Source organism: Edwardsiella sp. EA181011, assembly GCF_000800725.1.
Classification (GTDB): domain Bacteria; phylum Pseudomonadota; class Gammaproteobacteria; order Enterobacterales; family Enterobacteriaceae; genus Edwardsiella; species Edwardsiella anguillarum.
This window is the reverse complement of the sequence record NZ_CP011364.1, coordinates 3,503,283-3,520,712: the sequence shown is the minus strand read 5'-3', so window position 1 is coordinate 3,520,712 and position 17,430 is coordinate 3,503,283. Positions and strand designations below refer to the sequence as shown.

Here is a 17,430-nt window from a genome sequence, read left to right as displayed (position 1 = left end):
TTTAGCGCGGATAAACCTCAGCCGGCCAGCGTGCGCAGGCGCCCACGCGCGATGCCATGCACGGTGTAAGCCACCATCCACAGCAATAGCAGCGAAACCACAGCCAGCAGCAGCAGGGCGATCCCCTGACTGATCGGGCCGGGGTGATGGGCTGCATAGCGCAGCGCACTGCCCGCGCTGGAGGCCAGCGGAAAACTGACCGACCACCATGACAGGCGAAAAGGACAGGTGCGCGGCAGATTCTGGACGCGGCCTATCAGTACGCACAGCAGAAAGAGCGTCAGCATGTACAGCGCATCGGCAAACGCGTCGACCTGCCCAAGAGTGGTGACATAAGATGAGAATCCGACGGAAAAGGGGGCTAGTAAAATCAACAGTGACGGCTGCAGCGCAACGGGCAGCGGCGTGTCAAACAGGAGGCGGGAGAGGATCAGGGTAAACAGCGGCAGCGCGAAGAACAGCCCGATGGCCAGGGCAAACATCATCATCTGCGGATAGGTCTGCAGCTGCAGCGCAGGCATGGCCAGCGGTAGGTCGATGAGCCCGACAACCGGCACCATCCACGCCGGTGTCGCATGCGCCGTCTGCTGACGCTGGGACAGCCAGCGCGTTACGCTAAACCAGGCAAACCACACCATGCCGACGGCGCCTATCGCCCACACGGCCCGCGCCAGCGGCAGGCAGTAGTCGGCGATGATCATCGGTAGCAGCAACAGGCTGATCAGCGGCGTGCCGAATAGGTTACCGGCTATCGGATGGCGAAACTCAGCGCTGACGACGGCGGGGCTACCGATGATTTTGATGATGTAAGCGACGCTCAGCACGACAAAGACCAAGAGCGCGAACAGCCCAATTCCCTGGGCAATCCAGTGGGGCAGCCCAAAAAGTCGCCCAGCCAGCTGCCAGGCGGCGGCGAGGCCCGCAAGCCCCATCACGCTGCCAAACAGCGCAACGGGCAGGTGGTCTAAAGGGCTCCGCCGCGCGGCGTTAACCGGCGAACCCAGCGCGGCCAGGGTATCTTCTGTTTGTGCCATAAATGACTCCACGGTATTTTCTGTTATTTCGGAATAGGAATAGAAATAGGAATAGGACGATGAGTGGGGCAGATATTGCCTGTATTATTGTTTATGGAAATATATTTTATATGCCATCAGTGTATTATTTTGGCAAGCCTAGCCGAATAGCGCAATAAAGACAAATGCTGTATTTAATTAATCTATTTTTCTGAACTCAGAGACGCTAAAGCAATTATTTGCGCGTGGTGCACAGTGCAATATTTAAATAAAGGGTTATGATGCGGCGCCTGATTCTCAGCGTGTGGTGGGGCATCAGTCGCTAGACGCCTGATCCGTGCGCCCCGGCGGATGTCGCGCGGTGCCGCCACCCAGCGTCATAGCCCGCTGGGCGCGGGATGGCGTGGCCGACGATCATGGCCTGGTATTATTATTTTTTTGCATTATTGGCCTTGTGTATTCTTCTCCGTGTTTTTTATTACAACTTTCACCAACTGAATTGTTTTTTTTACATTTATTGACGCTACGGCCGGCGGCTTTTGTTAAGAATAGCCGCGCCCTCCCCCCTCTGCGCGGGCGGGCGGCGCGGCATGGCATATGCCCGCGCGTAACGACGATATCTGAATGAGGAAACGCTTTGAATACAGTTGCCAAAATCCCGCTGGCCCTCTTACTGCTTGCCGGTGCCGCCCAGGCACAGATGGCCTTTCCTCTGGTGCCGCCCCATATCGATGCCGCCTCCTGGGTACTGATGGACGCCCAGACCGGACAGATCCTGGCCGCCGGGAACCCGGATGCCCGGCGTAACCCGGCCAGCCTGACCAAGCTGATGACCAACTACGTGGTGGAGCGGGCGCTGGATCAGGGGCGAATCGGGCTCAACGATCGCGTATCGATCGGCGATGACGCCTGGGCGACCCGTAATCCGCTGTTTAAGGGATCGTCGCTGATGTTCCTCAAGCCGGGGGATCACGCGACGGTCAGCGATCTGATCCGCGGGATCATCATTGACTCCGGCAACGACGCCTGCGTTGCCCTGTCTGACTATGTCAGCGGGGATCAGGCCGATTTTGTCCGTCAGATGAACGCCTATGTCAATGCGCTGCACCTGCAGAATACCCACTTTGAAACGGTGCACGGTCTGGATGCGCCCGGGCAGTACAGCAGCGCGCGCGATCTGGCGCTGTTGGCCCGCGCCATCATTACCCATGAGCAGCCCTACTACCATTTTTATGCGGAAAAGAGCCTGAGCTGGAACGGGGTGACCCAGAACAACCGTAACGGGCTGCTGTGGGATCAGGATCTGCACGTGGACGGGATGAAGACCGGCCATACCGCCAGCGCCGGCTTCAATCTGGTGGCCACCAGCGTTGACGCGCGCGGTCAGCGTCTGATCGCCGTGGTGATGGGGGCCGACAGCAGCCGGGGGCGAGAGGAGCAGGCAAAGAAACTGCTGCTGTGGGGCGATCGTAACTTTGAAACCGTGCAGCTGGCGGCCAGCGATAAAGCGGTGACCCGTCAGCAGGTGCGCTATGGCCAGCAGCAGACCGTGGCGCTGGGCAACCCACAGGATATTTACTACACCCTGCCGAAGGGCGAGCTGCGCGACGTGAAGGTGGAGTACACCCTAAGCCATGACTATCTGAAGGCGCCGCTGGCGAAGGGCGAGGTGGTCGGGCAGGTGGACTACCTGTACGGCGGCAAGAAGATCGGCAGCTATGCGCTGCGAACGCTGACCCCCGTCGCCGAGGCCGGGTGGTTCTCCCGCCTGGAGGACTATATCGCGATTAAGATCGGCTGAAGGGGCGTAGCCCAGACCCACGCTGTCTGCGCGGCGGTCATTGTCGCCAATAGTTGAGGCAGATCCCATTTTTACCAGCAGCATACAAAAATCCAGTAAATGAGGCTTTTCTCTCCTGTCGGCGCGCGCGCCGATTGCCTATTGTGAGCGCAGATTGCCCGCACCCGCGGGCGTACCGTATCTGCATCCGTCTGCAAGGAGATCGCTATGCCAAACCGTATCTCGCGTTTAAAGGCCGCGCTGTTCGCCCAGCCCCGGGCCATCTCTCTGGAGCGGGCGCTGCTGTATACCGACAGCCACCGGCAGACGGAGGGGGAGCCGGTGATCGTGCGCCGTGCCCTGGCGACCGCCCATATTCTGGATAACGTGGCGATCGCCATCCGCGAGGATGAGATCGTGGCCGGCAACCGTACCGTGCAGCCGCGCGCCGGCATCGTCTCCCCGGAGATGGACCCCTACTGGCTGCTGGAGGAGCTGGAGACCTTTTCCCAGCGGCCGCAGGATCGCTTTGAGATCGACGAGCAGGATAAACGCCTGTACCGCGAGACGCTCTACCCTTACTGGGCGGGGCGCTCAATGAAGGACTTTATCAACGCGCAGATGACGGAGGCGGTACAGCGCGCCGCCGCCAGTCAGATCTTTAGCATCAACCAGACCGATAAAGGGCAGGGGCATATCATTATTGACTACCCGCACCTGCTGCAGCACGGCCTGTCGGCGCTGATCGCCCGCCTGGATGCGGATTGCCGTCGGGCGCCGCACAGCGACTTTTACCGGGCCGCGCTGCTGGTGATGCGGGCGGCGCAGCGCCATATTCTGCGCTATGCGACGCTGGCCGAGGTGATGGCCGCCGCGTGTCGCGACGCGGCGCGGCGCGCGGAGCTGCTGCAGATTGCGGCGATATCGCGTCATAATGTCCACGAGGCGCCGCAGGATTTCCGCCAGGCCTGCCAGCTGTTCTGGTACTTCAACGTGATCCTGCAGTATGAGTCCAACGCCAGCTCGCTGTCCCTGGGGCGGTTTGATCAGTATATGCTGCCGTTTTATCAGGCCTCCCTGGCGCAGGGCGAGAGTGCCTCGCAGCTGCAGACGCTGCTGGCGGCGCTGTGGGTGAAGTGTAACGATGTGGTGCTGCTGCGCTCCAGCGGCAGCGCGCGCTATTTTGCCGGCTTCCCGACCGGCTATACCGCCCTGCTGGGCGGCCTGAGCGCCACCGGGCGCAGCGCGGTCAATCCGCTCTCCTTCGCCTGCCTGGCGGCGTACCAGGAGGTTTGTCTGCCGCAGCCCAACCTCGGGGTGCGGATCAACGAGCTGATCGATCGGGCGTTTTTGCTAAAGAGTGCCGAAACCATTCGTCTGGGCACCGGTATTCCGCAGATCTTCAACGACGAGGTGGTGGTTCCGGCCTTCCTCAACCGCGGTGTGTCGCTGGAGGATGCCCGGGACTATGCGGTGGTCGGGTGCGTCGAGCTGTCCATTCCTGGCAAGACCTACGGGCTGCACGATATCGCCATGTTTAATCTGCTCAAGGTGATGGAGCTGGTGCTGCTGGATAACGAGGGTAACGCCGCCCTGAGCTACGCGGATTTGCTGGCGCAGATCCGCGAGCGGATCCGCCACTATATTCGGCTGATGGTCGAGGGCAGCAATATCTGTGATATCGGTCACCGCGACTGGGCGCCGGTGCCGCTGCTCTCCGCTTTTATCAGCGACTGTCTCGACAAGGGACGCGATATCACCGACGGCGGCGCCCGCTACAATTTTTCCGGGGTGCAGGGGATCGGTATCGCCAACCTGGGCGATTCGCTGCACGCCCTGCGCGGCATGGTGTTTGAGCAGCGGCGCCTCAGCTTTGATCAGCTGCTGGCGCAGCTGAAGGCCAACTTCGTGACGCCCGACGGCGCGCAGATCCGCGCCCGGCTGATCAACCGCTTCGAGAAGTACGGAAACGATATCGATCGCGTGGACGATATCAGCGCCGATCTGCTGCGTTTTTACTGTAAAGAGGTGGAGAAATACCGTAATCCGCGTGGCGGACAGTTTACGCCCGGCTCCTACACCGTCTCGGCGCATATTCCCCTGGGGGCGGTGGTCGGGGCGACGCCGGATGGCCGGCTGGCCGGCGAGCAGCTGGCCGACGGCGGCCTGTCACCGATGCTCGGTCAGGACAGTCAGGGGCCGACGGCGGTGCTGAAGTCGGTCAGTAAACTGGATAACTACCTGCTCTCCAACGGCACGCTGCTGAACGTGAAGTTTACCCCGGCGACGCTGGAGGGCGAGGCGGGACTGAATAAGCTGGCCGATTTCCTACATGCCTTCAGCAAACTGAAGCTGCAGCATATCCAGTTTAACGTGGTCAGCGCCGAGACCCTGCGCGCGGCGCAGCGGCGCCCGCAGGCGTACGCCGGGCTGGTGGTGCGCGTCGCGGGCTACAGCGCCTTTTTTGTTGAGCTGTCGCGGGAGATCCAGGATGACATTATCCGCCGTACCGCCCACCCGCTGTGAGACGGCCCGCGCCGCCGGGGAGACGGCGTGCATCTTTAACGTGCAGCGCTATTCGCTGAACGACGGGCGCGGGATCCGCAGCGTGGTCTTTTTTAAAGGCTGTCCGCACCGCTGTCCGTGGTGCGCCAATCCTGAGTCGCTCTCCCCCGCGCCGCAGACGGTGCGCCGCGAGCAGCGGTGCCTGCGCTGTACCCCCTGCCTGAACGACGCCGATGAGTGCCCCTCTGGCGCCATGGAGCGTATTGGCCGGATCGTGACCCTGGCGCAGCTGGAGGCGGAGGTGATGAAGGACGCCGTCTTTTTCCGCAGCTCCGGCGGCGGAGTGACGCTGTCCGGCGGCGAGGTGCTGCTGCAGGCGGCCTTCGCCACCCGCTTTCTGACGCGCCTGCGCCGGCTGGGCGTGCGCTGCGCGCTGGAGACGGCGGGGGATGGGCCCGCCTCGCGGCTGCTGTCGTTGGCCAGCCTGTGCGATGAGGTGCTGTTCGATCTCAAGATCATGGATGCCGGGCGCTCGGCGCAGCTGCTGCGCCTGAATCTGCCGCGGGCGCTGGATAATCTGCGCCTGCTGCGTCAGCGTGGGATCCGGGTGATCCCGCGGCTGCCGCTGATCCCCGGCTATACCCTGTCACGGGAGAATCTGCGGCGGGCGCTCGACGCGCTGGCGCCGCTGGGGATCGACGAGTTACACCTGCTGCCGTTTCACCGCTACGGCGAAGGCAAGTACCGGCTGCTCGGCCAGCGCTGGGCGATGCAGGGGACGCCGGCGCCGACGCCGGAGCAGATCGCCCCGCTGCGGAGCATGGCCGAGGCGGCGGGCCATCGGGTGAGGGTTGGCGGCTAATCGGTGCGGCGCCGAGCCGCCGCTATGGCGCGTCTCTCTGGCTATGGTACTGGCGGCGATATTCGCTCGGCGTACGTTCGGTGCGCTGGCGGAACAGGCGGCAAAAGTCGTTGCTGTCGTCGTAGCCGCAGGCGTGGGCGATCGCCTTGATGGTCATCTCATACTCCTTGAGCAGCGTCTTGGCCTGTTCAAGGCGAACGTGATTCAGATAGTGATTAAAACCGCCGCCGTCGGCGCGCTGAAACAGCTGTGAGAGGTAGTTGGGCGCGCGCCGGGCGACGGCGTCGCGGCTCAGGGCGTTCATGTAGTGGCCGTCGATATAGTCGCGAATGGCGTTCAACAGCGCCTGGCTGCGCGGCGCGCAGGTGGCCCGCCAGCAGGTCAGTGCAGTGGCTGAGCAGCGCGCAGACGGTCAGCCGCGCAGTCGTCTGGACGGCGGGCTGCATGGCCTGCTCGTTCAGCGCCTGCAGTAGAAAGGTGCCGGTACGCGGCCCGCGCCGGGCGATCTGGGTCTGCTGCCGACGCTGGAGCTGCGTGCCATCCCACTGCCACAGGGTCAGAACGATCCGCTGCTTGGCAAACAGCAGGGTCAGCAGCGCGGCGCAGCAGGTTCCCGGCGATAGCGATCTCCAGGCGCGGCGGCTGCGCGGGCGCGGAGAGGGCGCTGGCGAACAGGATCTGTCCCAGCGCCAGGCGATCCTCCAGCAGGCGGCTCAGCGCCGGGGCTATCTCCAGAGGCATCGGGTTTCTCCATGGGGCAAACGCCGGCGGGCGGGGAGGCCGGCCGGATCCTCTCCGATTATCCGTTGCGCCAGAGGGGGAGGCAAGCCCGCCGCGACGGGGGATGACCGCCAGGATTGTCCTTGCTGGCGGCGGAATAAACAGGATAGTCTGAATGTCCTCCCGCGGCGGATCAGGGCGCCGGAGGGGTCATCATTCGTTCAACCAGGAGTCTCTCGATGGATATCATTTCAGCGGCGCTATCCCGCTACTCAACCAAGGTGTTTGACGCCGAGCGGAAAATCAGCCACGGCGATCTCGACAGCGTCAAGGCGCTGCTGCGTTTGAGCCCCTCTAGCACCAATTCCCAGCCGTGGCACTTTATTCTGGCGGGCAGCGATGCCGGTAAGGCGCGCGTTGCCAGCGCGACGGTGGGCACCTATGAGTTCAACCGGCGTAAGGTGCTGGAGGCATCGCACGTCGTGGTCTTCTGCGCGAAAACGGAGATAGATGAAGCCTATCTGCAGCATCTGCTGCAGCAGGAGCAGGACGATGGCCGCTTTGCGACGCCGCAGGCGATGGCGGCGCAGCATACAGGGCGCGCCTACTTTGCCGCCCTGCACCGCGATACGCTGCAGGACGCCGGGCAGTGGATGGCCAAGCAGGTCTATCTTAACCTGGGTAACTTTCTGCTGGGGTTGGCGGCGCTGAAGATTGACGCCGTGCCGATCGAAGGGTTTGACAGCGCCGCGCTGGATGCCGAGTTCGGCCTGTCGCAGCAGGGGCTGACCAGCGTGGCGCTGGTAGCGCTGGGCTACCGCAGCGCAGAGGACTTTAACGCCGCGCTGCCCAAGTCTCGTCTGCCGCTGTCAGAGATCCTGACCGAGTGCTGAGACGCCTTTCCCTCGCCCCTGCCGCCGTGGGGGCGGTCGCCCCGACGCGACATTTTAGCCGCTGCGCCTTTTTGTCAGACATTTTCCCCGCCGGGAGGACAGCGACAGACAATCGCGCTATAACGGAGAGAATCGCGTCCCGCCGGGGCGTCTGACTGGATAAGGGGAAGAGCAATGAAAGCGATCGCAATTCCGGGCAAGGTGCCCGCAACCCAGGAGTGGATAGCCGAGGTGGCACACGCGCTGCACGTGCCCGCGCTGGATCTGCAGGTGCACCGTTTCGCCGCCTGGCGGCAGCCGCAGGCGGCGTTCGATCTGCAGGCCGAGCTGACGCATATGCCGCACGGCCAGTGCGACCTGCTGCTGGCCAAATCTATCGGTACGCTGGCCTGTGTCCTGACGCCGGCGCTGCAGGGGCGTCAGACCGTCTTCATCGGCGTGGCGCTCTCCCTGTATAACGCTGAGCAGCGCCGGGCGCTGCAGACGTTGACCGCCCGCCAGCGGGTGCTGATTATCCAGCAGGAGGCCGATCCCTTCGGATCCTATGAGGCGTTGGCCCAGCTGGTGGGTGAGACGGCGCAGTGCCGCTGCGTTGCCGGAAACGATCATCTGTATAGCGATATCGATGAGCTGGGGCGGATCATCCGCGCCTGGCTGCAGTAGCCTTCTGGTCCGCGCCGGCGTCTGCGGCGCGGCCGTGCGTGGACTCAGGCCGGGCGCTCATTCAGCGCCGGGCGGATAAAGCCCCGGTGCCGGTCGAGCAGCGCCTGCGCCTCGGTGGCCGACAGGCCGGTCAGCACCATCACAATGGCGGTTTTACACTGCCGCTGGCTGCGCTCCAGCGCCTCGACGGCGCTGGCGCGATCGCACTCCCCGGCCTCCATCACAATGCGGATTTGGCGCTCGACCAGCTTGGCGTTGGTCGCTTCTACGTCCACCATCAGGTTGCCATAGACCTTTCCGCTGCGGATCATCGCCGCGCTGCTCAGCATGTTCAGGATCATTTTCTGCGCCGTTCCCGCCTTCATCCGCGAGGATCCGGTAATCACCTCGGGGCCGACGATCGGCGTCAGGAGGATATCGGCCAGCGGCGCCATCGGGCTGTCTGGGTTACAGCTCAGCGCCACGGTGGTCGCCCCGAGGTCGCGGGCGTAGCGCAGGGCGCCCAGGACATAGGGGGTGCGTCCGCTGGCGGCGATACCGACCACCACGTCGCGGGACGACAGCGCCAGGCGCTGCAGATCGTCCTGCGCCGCCTGCGGGTTGTCTTCCGCATTCTCTACCGCCTGCAGAATGGCCCGCTGTCCGCCGGCGATCACGCCGATCACCTGTCCTGCCGGGGTGCCAAAGGTGGGGGGACACTCGCTGGCGTCCAGGATCCCCAGGCGCCCAGAGGTGCCGGCGCCGCAGTAGATCAGTCGTCCCTGACGCGCAAAGGCGGCGCTGACGGCATCCACCGCCTGGGCGATCTGCGGCAGGATACGGGCAATGGCCGGGGCGACCTTACTGTCTTCGGCGTTGATCAGGTTCAGAATGTCCAGGGTGGACAGGGTATCGATGGCGGCGCTGGCCGGGTTACGGCGTTCGGTCATCATGGCGTCAAGGTTCAGGCTCATGGGCTCCTCTTTCTGGCTGTGGGTAGCGCGGCGCAGACGGCCGGCGCCGCGTGGTGACACAGCATAGCACCGTTGGGAGAGACCGGCGTTATCGCACATGATAACGCGCCGCGCCGGGGTATAATCAGCGCAGGTTTCGGGGCCGGCGCGCGCGGCGCGGCGGCGGAGCAATCGCGATCGCGGCGGAGAAAGGGCATGGAGCGGGTAGGCTATGGGCAGGGGCATAATATTGAAACCAAATGGCTGTACGATTTTTTAACGCTGGAGGGGTGTCGCAATTTTTCCCAGGCCGCCATGCGGCGCAATGTCTCCCAGTCCGCGTTTAGCCGCCGTATTCAATCGTTGGAGCAGGCCTGCGGCGTCGTGCTGTTCGACCGCGGCATATCGCCGTTGCAGCTGACCGAGCAGGGAAAAATTTTTCATTCGCAGGTGCGCAGCCTGCTGCAGCAGCTGGAGAGCAATCTGGCCGAGCTGCGTTCGGGGGGAGATCCGGCCCAGCAGCGGATCGCGATCGCGGCGGCCCACTCCCTGTCGCTGGGGCTGCTGCCCTCGCTGGTAAAGCGGATGCCGGCGCCGTTTAGCTATACGGTCGAGGCCATCGACGTGGACAGGGCCGTCGATACGCTGCGCGAGGGGAAGAGCGACTTTATCTTTTCCTATCATGACGATAACCTGCTTCAGACGCCGTTTGCCCACATTCATCTTTTCTCCTCTCAGCTGTTTCCGGTGTGCGCCACCGATCGGCACGGTCAGCCGCTGTACCGGCTGGATCAGGCCGATGCGCCGCTGCTGAATTACACCGCCAACTCCTACATGGGGCGGCAGGTTAATCGGGTGCTGGCGCGCGATACGTCGCTGAATTTTCGTACCGTCTTCGTCTCGTCGATGAGTGAGCTGCTCAAGCAGGTGGCGCTGGATGGCTCGGGGATCGCCTGGCTGCCGGGCTACGGCATCCGTCAGGAGCTGGCGCAGGGGCGCCTGGTCGCCCTCGATAGCCAGGCCCTGCTGATCCCGATCGATGCCTATGCCTACCGCCTGGATACTCGGATGAGCCAGAGCATGGAGCGTTTCTGGCAGCTGCTGGGCGAGCTGTTTAGCGTCAGGGCGGGGGAGATGGAATAGCTCCGCCCTGGGGCGGAGCAGACGCAGCGGGGTGTACTCAGACCACCAGCGGGGCGATGAGGAAGCCGAAGGCGACACCCGCGACGATCCCTCCCAGCCCCGGCAGCATAAAGGGGTGGTTGACGATGTACTTACCCACCCGCGTGGAGCCGGTGGTGTCAAACTCCATCGCCGCCAGCGAGGTCGGATAGGTCGGCAGCACGAAGACACCGGTGACGGCGACATAGGATGCCAGTATGGCCCAGACGGGGACGTCGAGCGCGATGGCCAGCGGAATGATCAGCGGCGTGGTGGCCCCCTGCGAATAGAGCAGCGCGCAGGTTAGAAACAGCACCAGCGCCAGCAGCATCGGGTAGGCGCGCAGGACGTCACCGGCGATGAACTTGATCTGATCCATATGGGCGTCGACGAAGGTGGTGCCCAGCGTCACGATCCCCAGGATCACCGCCAGCGAGCTCATGCCGGAGCGAAACGTGGGCGTCATCACTATCGCATCGCCGTTGGTTTTACACAGCGGCACCATCAGGCAGGTGCAGGAGAGCATGCAGATGATGATGATATCGCGGGTGCCCATCGGCTTGCCGATATCAAAGCCGGGACGCAGCTGCGGGAAGGCCGCCAGGATCACGATGGCGACGGTCGCCAGCAGAAACAGGGCGACGGAGCGCTTGGCCTGCGGCGTATCGACGTTCTGCTTCTCCTGGTATTTGCTGACCAGCCCCTTCTGCAGACGCGCCAGGTACACCTCGTCATCCTGCAGTTCGCACCCCTGGCGCGAGGCGATCAGCGCGGCGACCATCGCGGCGACAAACGAGGCGGGCAGACAGATCGCCATCACCTGAATAAAGGTGACGCCGTTGCCCTCCATGATGGTCAGCATGGCGGCCATGGCGGCGCTGATCGGGGAGCCGGAGATGGCGATCTGCGAGGCGACGACGGAGCCGGCCAGGGTGCGCGATGGCCGGATACCGGAGTCTTTAGCGACCTCGGCAATGACCGGCAGCGTTGAGAAAACGATGAAGCCGGTACCGGCCATAATGGTCATGGACCAGGTGATGATAGGTGCGATGATATTGATATAGCGTGGATTACGGCGCATGAAGGTGCCAGCCAGTCGCACCAGATAGTCCATCCCCCCGCGGCCTGCAGCGCAGAGGCGGCAACGACAACGGTCATGATAATCAGGATCACGTCTACCGGCGCAGAGCCGATGGGCAGGCCAAGGCCCAGCGTCAGAATGGCCAGCCCCAGCCCGCCGCACAGGCCGATGCCGATCCCCCCATGCGGATCCCAAAGAAGATTGCGCCCAGAACAACGATGATTTCTAGCCATACCATAAAGGCCTCCAGAGGCAGTGCAATGCCGTTTAGCAGCAATAGTGAAGAAAAGGGGGCGGCGGCCGCCGCCGTGCGGGTTATTGCGTCAGGAGGTCGGTTTTTCCGACGCGTTTTTCATACCAGCGGATGCCGGCCCGCACCAGCGCACCCGTCGATTCGATATAGCGTTCTGGCTGCGCCCTTTGCGCCTCGGCCAGGATCACCGGCACCTCGGTACAGCCCAGTACGATGATCTGCACGCCGCGGGCGAACAGCGCGTCGGCCTGCCGCTCCATGAGCCTGCGGGCACGCTCGGCGTCGCCGGCCTTGAGGGCGTAGATGCTTTCCATGACCTGCTCCTGCCCCTCGCGATCGGGGGCGATGCAGCGCAGGCCGTGCGCCTCGATGGCCTGCTGATACAGCCCCATATACAGCGTGGCGTTGGTGGCCAGCAGGCCGATGTGGCGCTGACCGCTGGCGCACACCTCGTTCAGGGTCGCCTCGACGATGTTGAGCAGTTCGACGTGACAGGACTGGCGCAGCTCATCAAACCAAAAGTGGGCGGTATTGCAGGGGATCACGATGCACTCGGCGCCGGCCTGTTCCAGGCGCTGTAAATAGTCGCGCATCGCCGGCAGCGGTGAATGGCCCTCCTGCATCAGCGCGGCGGTTCTGTCTGGAATATCTGGAATGGAGGAGATCAGCAGCGGAATATGCTGTTGATCGCTGCTCGCGCTGGTAAATGTGACGAACTTATTGAACATATCCACGGTGGCGGCTGGCCCCATGCCGCCCAATACGCCAATTAACCCTTTCACGCTGTTTCCCCCGGTTGACTGAGTACGCTGTCCACGGCCAGGGCGTGCCGAGGCACGTCATGGCGTCTTGACAGAATGCTAGGCGGCGAAGCGCCTTCGGTGGAAATGCAATAAAACGTGTATCAATGCAAATTACACATAGTATGGCTTGGTATGGATGGTGTAATAGTGGGCTATCACCTACTACAATGCGGTTTTGATAGGGTTTTATTGCGTAATGCGGTACAGCGGCGTCATGCGAAAAAGGCTTGATATATGCAAATAGTGCATAGTTTGCGGCGCTTGCGCGAGTGCCGTAGCCGGGCTGCGCCCGGTGCTCCGCGGCGGGCGCGATAGCGGAGATCGGCATAAAATAATGCTTATGGCTCAGCAGGATGAATGCGTTGCATTGTCTTAGGTGAGCTCTTACACTCATGACGGTTCGTTTACCATCCGCCCTTAATGTGAGGAGTCTGTCATGGATATTAAAATCAGTATCGCTGATACCAGCATTGCACACCTTTCTGCCACGGAATATGACGCCTACGTTGCAGAGCTGGGAGCGCGGGTGAAAGAGGTCTACCCGGAGAGCAGTCTGCTGATCGTGCATGACGGCGATGAAACGACGTTTACGGCAGAGGGCTTTCACGATAATGAGGAAGTGCGTATCGTGCTCCATGAGCTGCAGCAGGATGTGCAGCAGCACGGCCACTGGCGCAGCTGATCGCCCGCGTGATCTCGTAGGGAGCGGCGCTACCGCTCCCCGCCCTCAATCTCTCTTTGCCACACCGCCACACCGCCCCGTCCGTCCCCCCGCGTCTGTCCCCATCTAAAAAGCCCGAGTGCGATCACGTTGCCCGCCTTTGGCCGTTGTCGGGCTAGCGTAATATATTTATATATATAGCGATTGGATCGACCGAGGAAGACGGAGTGAATATGAAATGGCGTGTGGGGTTAGGGATGGCGTTACTGTGGGGCTGGGGGGCACTGGCCGCCGCGGCAGAGCTGCATCTGTACGCCGGCGCCGGCCTGCGGGAGCCGGTAGAGGCAGTGGTCAGCGCCTTTGAGAAGCAGAGCGGCCACCGGGTGACGGTGGAGTACGGCGGATCGGGGCAGCTGCTGACGCGCATTAACTTGACGCACGCCGGCGATCTGTTTCTACCCGGTTCGGCCGACTATGTCGAGCGCCTGCGCGCTCAGGGAAGGGTAGCCTTCTCCGCGCCGCTGGTGCTGCATACGCCGGTGATGGTGGTGCGGCGGGATACCGGCGCTCAGGTGGAGACGCTGGCGCAGCTGGCGCAAAGCCCGCTGAGGATCGGGATGGGCGATCCGCACGCCATTGCGCTGGGGCGCAGCGGCGATGTGCTGCTGGAGGCCAGCGGATACGGTCAGGCGCTGCGCAGCAGGGTGGTGGTTCAGGCGACGACGATTAAACAGCTGCTGCTGTATGTGCTCAACGGCGACGTGGATGCCGCGGTGATCGGGCGGGCGGATGCCATGCGCCACCGCGATCGGCTGCGCCTGCTGCCGACGCCGCTCGGTGTGCCGCAGGAGGTGGCGACGATCGCGGTGCTGCAGGGCAGCGAGCAGGCCCCGGCGGCTCGGGCGCTGGCGGAGTACTTCGCCTCGCCCCAGGGGATCCGCGCGTTCACCGATCGCGGCTATTTGCCGCTGGCGAAGTAGCGTCCGGTGCGCGCGCTGGCGCTGCTGCCCCTGCTGCTGCTGCTGGCGCTGATCGTCGGTTCGCTGGCCTCCCTGCTGGGACAGATCGATCTTGCCATGCTGGCGGCGCTGCTGCGCGATCCAGAGATTCGCTTCGCGCTGGGGCTCTCTCTGTCGACGGCGCTGCTGTCGCTGGCGCTGGCCTGTCTGATTGCGCTGCCGGCGGCCTGGGCAATGGTACGGGTGCCGCTGCCGGGAAAACGCTGGCTTAATCTGCTGCTCGATTTGCCGATGGTGACGCCGCCGCTGGTGACCGGCATCGGCCTGCTGCTGCTGCTGGGACATCAGGGGCCGCTGGGGGGCTGGCTGCCCGGGCTGGCGCAGCGGCTCTTTTCTCCGCAGGGGATCGTGATCGCCCAGACCTATGTCGCCACGGCGATTTTGCTGCGCAGCGCCGGCGCCGCCCTGGCCAGCATCGATCGCGCCTGGCTGGAGACCGCCCATAATCTGGGGCTGGCGCCGCTGGCGACGTTCCTGCTGGTGGAGATCCCGCTGGTGTGGCGCGCCCTGGTCAGCGGGGCGGTGCTGGCCCTGTCGCGGGCGCTGGGGGAGTTTGGCGCCACGCTGATGCTGGCGGGGGCGACGCGGATGAAAACGGAGACCCTGCCGATCGCCGTGTATCTGAATATCGCCGGCGGCGACTTCTTCGCCGCGGTCGGCTGCGCCCTGCTGCTGATCCTGCTGGCGCTTGCCCTTCTGCTGCTGCTGCACAGCGTGCGCCCGCCGAAGGAAAAGGGGACATATGCTGCATATTGATGCGCTGCACTGTGCGATCCTGCGCGGCGTCAGCCTGTCCGCCGCCGCCGCGGGTTGTACCGCCGTCTGCGGGGCCTCGGGCAGCGGCAAGACCACCCTGCTGCGGGCGATCGCCGGTCATCTGCCGTACCGGGGCAGCGTGTGCGTGGCGGGACGCCCTATCGATGGGCTGCCGCCCTGGCGTCGGCCCTGCCGCCACCTGAATCAGCGGCTGTATCTATTTCCGTTTCTCAGCGTAGAGCAGAATCTGGCGCTGGCGCAGTTTGCGACCGGGCGACCGCGCTGCGCAGAGGATCGCCTGTCGCTGCTCCGGGAGCTGGAGGTGGACCATCTGGCGCAGCGCTATCCCCAGCAGCTGTCCGGCGGCGAGCAGCAGCGGGTCGCGCTGGCGCGCGCCCTGGTGAGCGCCCCGCCGCTGCTGCTGCTGGATGAGCCCTTCTCCAGCCTGGACTGGCCCCTGCGCCGGCGGCTGTGGGGCTGTCTGCGCCGGGTGCAGCGCCAGCGCGCCATGACGCTGCTGCTGGTCAGCCACGAGCCGCGCGAGGTCGATGCCCTGGCCGATGCCTGCTACCAGCTACAGGCGGGGCAGCTGCGGCGCCTGACCTAGCGCGTCCGCGATGGCGTCCGGACGCCGATCGGCTATGCTGTGGACGGTGTGGACGGTGCGGTTGGTCTTGAGGGTGCGCGGGATGGATAATCGGATTCGGGTATTGCTGCTGCTGCTGCTGCTGCTGCTGCTGACGCTGGTCGGCGGGTTTGCCGATGCGGGCGCGTTTGTCCTGCTGGGTACCTTTACCGGCCATATCACCGGGAATGCGGTGCTGGCGATGATCTATCTGGCGCAGGGACGCTGGCTGACGCTGGGCTACTGCGCCGTGGCGCTGGTCTGCTTCCTACTGGGCACCTATTGGGGGAGTCGCTGGCGTCTGCGTCGGATGACGGACAGCGATACGCGGCGCATTGCGCCGCTGCTGTCGCTACAGCTGCTGCTGATGCTGGCGGGGGCAGGACTCTGGCGCTGGGGCTGCCCCAGCGGCTTTATTCTGCTGCAGGCGTTGGCGCTGGGGCTGCAGAACGGCGTGATCCAGAGCCTGCATACCACCAAGGTGCACTCGACCTACATCACCGGGATGTCGACGTCGCTGCTCAACAGCCTGGCGGCGGGGCGGGCGGCGCCGGATCGTCCGGCCCGTGCGACGCTGCTCTGCGGTATTCTGGGGTTTGTCGGCGGCGCATTGCTGGGGGGAACCCTGACCGACCGCTTTGGCGCGGTCGGTTTTATCGCGGTTGGTATACCGCTGCTGGCGGCCGCCCTGCTGAGCCGTCGCATCGCCGGGACGCCGGGCGGCTGACGACGCGGGGGGTTACAGGAACTCGGCGGCGCGGAATTTGGCCAGCGCGTCGGCCTTTTGCTGGGTCGTCATCGGGCGCAGCGGACGGCGCGGATCGCCGACGTCGATGCCGTGCAGCTGCATGGCGACCTTGCCCGCGGCGACGCCGCCATATTCGACCAGCACCCGGATGATGGCGATCACTTTATCCATGCAGCGGGCGACATCCTGCATATCGCCGCGGTGGAAGCTCTCCATCAGGCGCAGATAGAGCGGCGCGGCGTAGTTGTAGGTGCTGCCGACGGCGCTGGTGGCGCCGCAGGCAAGCCCGGCGGGCATAAACTCATCGACGCCGAACGGAATATCGAAGCGGCCGTTCTCTACCCGCAGGCAGCGCTGGTACTCATACATATCGCTGGCATTGAACTTCATGCCGCTCAGGTTGGGAATGCGCCCGGAGGCACTTTGTAGGAAGCGCTCCATGTCGATGCTCAGGCCGGACATGCTGGAGTGATAGTAATAAAAACCTTTATCCGGCGCGGCCTCGGCCACCAGCCGGCAGTATTCGACCAGGTCATCTACGCTGCCCGGTTTAAAGAAGCAGGGGCCGATCACGGAGGTCGCCATGATATCCAGGGTATTGGCATGACGCGCCAGCGTCACGGCGTCGGCAATGCTCAGCGCCCCGGTATGAACGATCAGATCCAGCTTTCCCTGACTGGCGTCGACCCAGCGTTCGGCGATGCGCATACGCTCTTCCACCGAACACTGAATACCCTCGCCGGTGGTGCCCAAGACATAGGCGCCGGTGACGCCATCAGCGATCAGGTGTTCGGCAATGCGGTCGATGACCGGGTAGTTAACGCTGCCGTCGGCCTTAAACGGGGTATGCGGTGCAGCGATCAAACCGGTTAGCTTTTTCATGCTAGCATCCTTTTGGAGTTATCTTGTTTTTTGGCTTTCTTGTATGGAGTTTGACTCCATTTTAGGGCGTCAT

Annotated in this window: 15 protein-coding genes and 2 pseudogenes; 11 read left to right on the top strand and 6 right to left on the bottom strand. The window is 63.7% G+C overall.

The features are described 5' to 3' along the window. Nucleotides 1-17: 17 nt before the first annotated feature. Nucleotides 18-1,034 (bottom strand): SLAC1 anion channel family protein, encoded by a 1,017-nt coding sequence (locus QY76_RS15595; protein ID WP_081854098.1) that lies wholly within the window; start codon nt 1,032-1,034, stop codon nt 18-20. Between the two features lie 616 nt (nt 1,035-1,650). Here QY76_RS15595 and QY76_RS15590 point away from each other — a divergent pair. The 3 genes from QY76_RS15590 (at nt 1,651) to QY76_RS15580 (ending at nt 6,160) form a co-directional block, all read left to right on the top strand. After that, on the top strand, nt 1,651-2,814 hold the full coding sequence (locus tag QY76_RS15590) for a serine hydrolase (RefSeq protein ID WP_034171772.1): 1,164 nt from the start codon (nt 1,651-1,653) through the stop codon (nt 2,812-2,814). Between the two features lie 207 nt (nt 2,815-3,021). After that, on the top strand, nt 3,022-5,319 hold the full coding sequence (locus tag QY76_RS15585; RefSeq protein ID WP_045426264.1) for a formate C-acetyltransferase: 2,298 nt from the start codon (nt 3,022-3,024) through the stop codon (nt 5,317-5,319). Next, complete coding sequence (locus QY76_RS15580) at nt 5,285-6,160, top strand: [formate-C-acetyltransferase]-activating enzyme (protein ID WP_045426261.1); 876 nt, start codon at nt 5,285-5,287, stop codon at nt 6,158-6,160. Before QY76_RS15585 ends, QY76_RS15580 begins: the two co-directional genes overlap by 35 nt. 22 nt (nt 6,161-6,182) lie before the next feature. On the opposite strand, the pseudogene QY76_RS15575 reads toward QY76_RS15580, so the two are convergent. Continuing rightward, a pseudogene (locus QY76_RS15575) lies at nt 6,183-6,901 on the bottom strand (helix-turn-helix transcriptional regulator). Between the two features lie 218 nt (nt 6,902-7,119). Here QY76_RS15575 and QY76_RS15570 point away from each other — a divergent pair. Both QY76_RS15570 and QY76_RS15565 read left to right on the top strand, forming a co-directional pair. Further along, the gene (locus tag QY76_RS15570) at nt 7,120-7,773 is read left to right on the top strand and encodes an oxygen-insensitive NAD(P)H-dependent nitroreductase NfsB (protein ID WP_034171769.1); all 654 of its coding nucleotides are present in this window, start codon (nt 7,120-7,122) and stop codon (nt 7,771-7,773) included. A gap of 174 nt (nt 7,774-7,947) precedes the next feature. Continuing rightward, on the top strand, nt 7,948-8,436 hold the full coding sequence (locus tag QY76_RS15565) for a hypothetical protein (RefSeq protein WP_034171768.1): 489 nt from the start codon (nt 7,948-7,950) through the stop codon (nt 8,434-8,436). 44 nt (nt 8,437-8,480) lie between these two features. Here the strand turns inward: QY76_RS15565 and murQ are convergent, their stop codons facing one another. After that, the gene (murQ, locus tag QY76_RS15560) at nt 8,481-9,389 is read right to left on the bottom strand and encodes an N-acetylmuramic acid 6-phosphate etherase (protein ID WP_034172508.1); all 909 of its coding nucleotides are present in this window, start codon (nt 9,387-9,389) and stop codon (nt 8,481-8,483) included. Between the two features lie 195 nt (nt 9,390-9,584). On the opposite strand from murQ, the gene hypT reads away from it, so the two are divergent. After that, the gene (gene hypT / locus QY76_RS15555; RefSeq protein WP_034163738.1) at nt 9,585-10,511 is read left to right on the top strand and encodes a hypochlorite stress DNA-binding transcriptional regulator HypT; all 927 of its coding nucleotides are present in this window, start codon (nt 9,585-9,587) and stop codon (nt 10,509-10,511) included. A 37-nt stretch (nt 10,512-10,548) separates the two neighbouring features. Here hypT and QY76_RS15550 read toward each other — a convergent pair. Continuing rightward, nucleotides 10,549-11,848 (bottom strand): annotated as a pseudogene (locus QY76_RS15550) (anaerobic C4-dicarboxylate transporter). A 77-nt stretch (nt 11,849-11,925) separates the two neighbouring features. After that, the gene (locus tag QY76_RS15545) at nt 11,926-12,645 is read right to left on the bottom strand and encodes an aspartate/glutamate racemase family protein (protein ID WP_045426257.1); all 720 of its coding nucleotides are present in this window, start codon (nt 12,643-12,645) and stop codon (nt 11,926-11,928) included. Between the two features lie 457 nt (nt 12,646-13,102). Between QY76_RS15545 and QY76_RS15540 the strand changes: the two genes are divergently transcribed. The 5 genes from QY76_RS15540 (at nt 13,103) to QY76_RS15520 (ending at nt 16,454) form a co-directional block, all read left to right on the top strand. Then, a complete protein-coding gene (locus QY76_RS15540; RefSeq protein ID WP_034163736.1) occupies nt 13,103-13,348 on the top strand; it encodes a DinI-like family protein in 246 nt (81 codons plus the stop codon). A gap of 212 nt (nt 13,349-13,560) precedes the next feature. Then, complete coding sequence (gene modA, locus QY76_RS18880) at nt 13,561-14,307, top strand: molybdate ABC transporter substrate-binding protein (protein WP_034163734.1); 747 nt, start codon at nt 13,561-13,563, stop codon at nt 14,305-14,307. 6 nt (nt 14,308-14,313) lie between these two features. After that, complete coding sequence (locus tag QY76_RS18875) at nt 14,314-15,102, top strand: ABC transporter permease (RefSeq protein WP_045426254.1); 789 nt, start codon at nt 14,314-14,316, stop codon at nt 15,100-15,102. Next, nucleotides 15,089-15,709: an ATP-binding cassette domain-containing protein gene (locus QY76_RS15525; protein ID WP_045426242.1), complete on the top strand. Its 621-nt coding sequence runs from the start codon at nt 15,089-15,091 to the stop codon at nt 15,707-15,709. Before QY76_RS18875 ends, QY76_RS15525 begins: the two co-directional genes overlap by 14 nt. Before the next feature lie 82 nt (nt 15,710-15,791). Then, nucleotides 15,792-16,454 carry a YoaK family protein gene (locus QY76_RS15520; protein ID WP_045426238.1) on the top strand — a complete coding sequence of 221 codons (663 nt, stop codon included), beginning with the start codon at nt 15,792-15,794 and terminating at the stop codon, nt 16,452-16,454. Between the two features lie 12 nt (nt 16,455-16,466). On the opposite strand, the gene QY76_RS15515 is transcribed toward QY76_RS15520, so the two are convergent. Next, nucleotides 16,467-17,357, bottom strand: coding sequence for a dihydrodipicolinate synthase family protein (locus QY76_RS15515; protein WP_045426235.1), 891 nt, complete (start codon nt 17,355-17,357; stop codon nt 16,467-16,469). Nucleotides 17,358-17,430 lie beyond the last annotated feature (73 nt).

Bases quoted from the DNA above. Each gene is read 5' to 3' on its own strand.
- QY76_RS15540 (WP_034163736.1), top strand. From the start codon at position 13,103: ATGGATATTAAAATCAGTATCGCTGATACCAGCATTGCACACCTTTCT.
- QY76_RS15580 (WP_045426261.1), top strand. From the start codon at position 5,285: ATGACATTATCCGCCGTACCGCCCACCCGCTGTGAGACGGCCCGCGCC.
- hypT (WP_034163738.1), top strand. From the start codon at position 9,585: ATGGAGCGGGTAGGCTATGGGCAGGGGCATAATATTGAAACCAAATGG.
- QY76_RS15570 (WP_034171769.1), top strand. From the start codon at position 7,120: ATGGATATCATTTCAGCGGCGCTATCCCGCTACTCAACCAAGGTGTTT.
- QY76_RS15585 (WP_045426264.1), top strand. From the start codon at position 3,022: ATGCCAAACCGTATCTCGCGTTTAAAGGCCGCGCTGTTCGCCCAGCCC.
- modA (WP_034163734.1), top strand. From the start codon at position 13,561: ATGAAATGGCGTGTGGGGTTAGGGATGGCGTTACTGTGGGGCTGGGGG.
- murQ (WP_034172508.1), bottom strand. From the start codon at position 9,389: ATGAGCCTGAACCTTGACGCCATGATGACCGAACGCCGTAACCCGGCC.
- QY76_RS15515 (WP_045426235.1), bottom strand. From the start codon at position 17,357: ATGAAAAAGCTAACCGGTTTGATCGCTGCACCGCATACCCCGTTTAAG.
- QY76_RS15565 (WP_034171768.1), top strand. From the start codon at position 7,948: ATGAAAGCGATCGCAATTCCGGGCAAGGTGCCCGCAACCCAGGAGTGG.
- QY76_RS15525 (WP_045426242.1), top strand. From the start codon at position 15,089: ATGCTGCATATTGATGCGCTGCACTGTGCGATCCTGCGCGGCGTCAGC.
- QY76_RS15520 (WP_045426238.1), top strand. From the start codon at position 15,792: ATGGATAATCGGATTCGGGTATTGCTGCTGCTGCTGCTGCTGCTGCTG.
- QY76_RS15595 (WP_081854098.1), bottom strand. From the start codon at position 1,034: ATGGCACAAACAGAAGATACCCTGGCCGCGCTGGGTTCGCCGGTTAAC.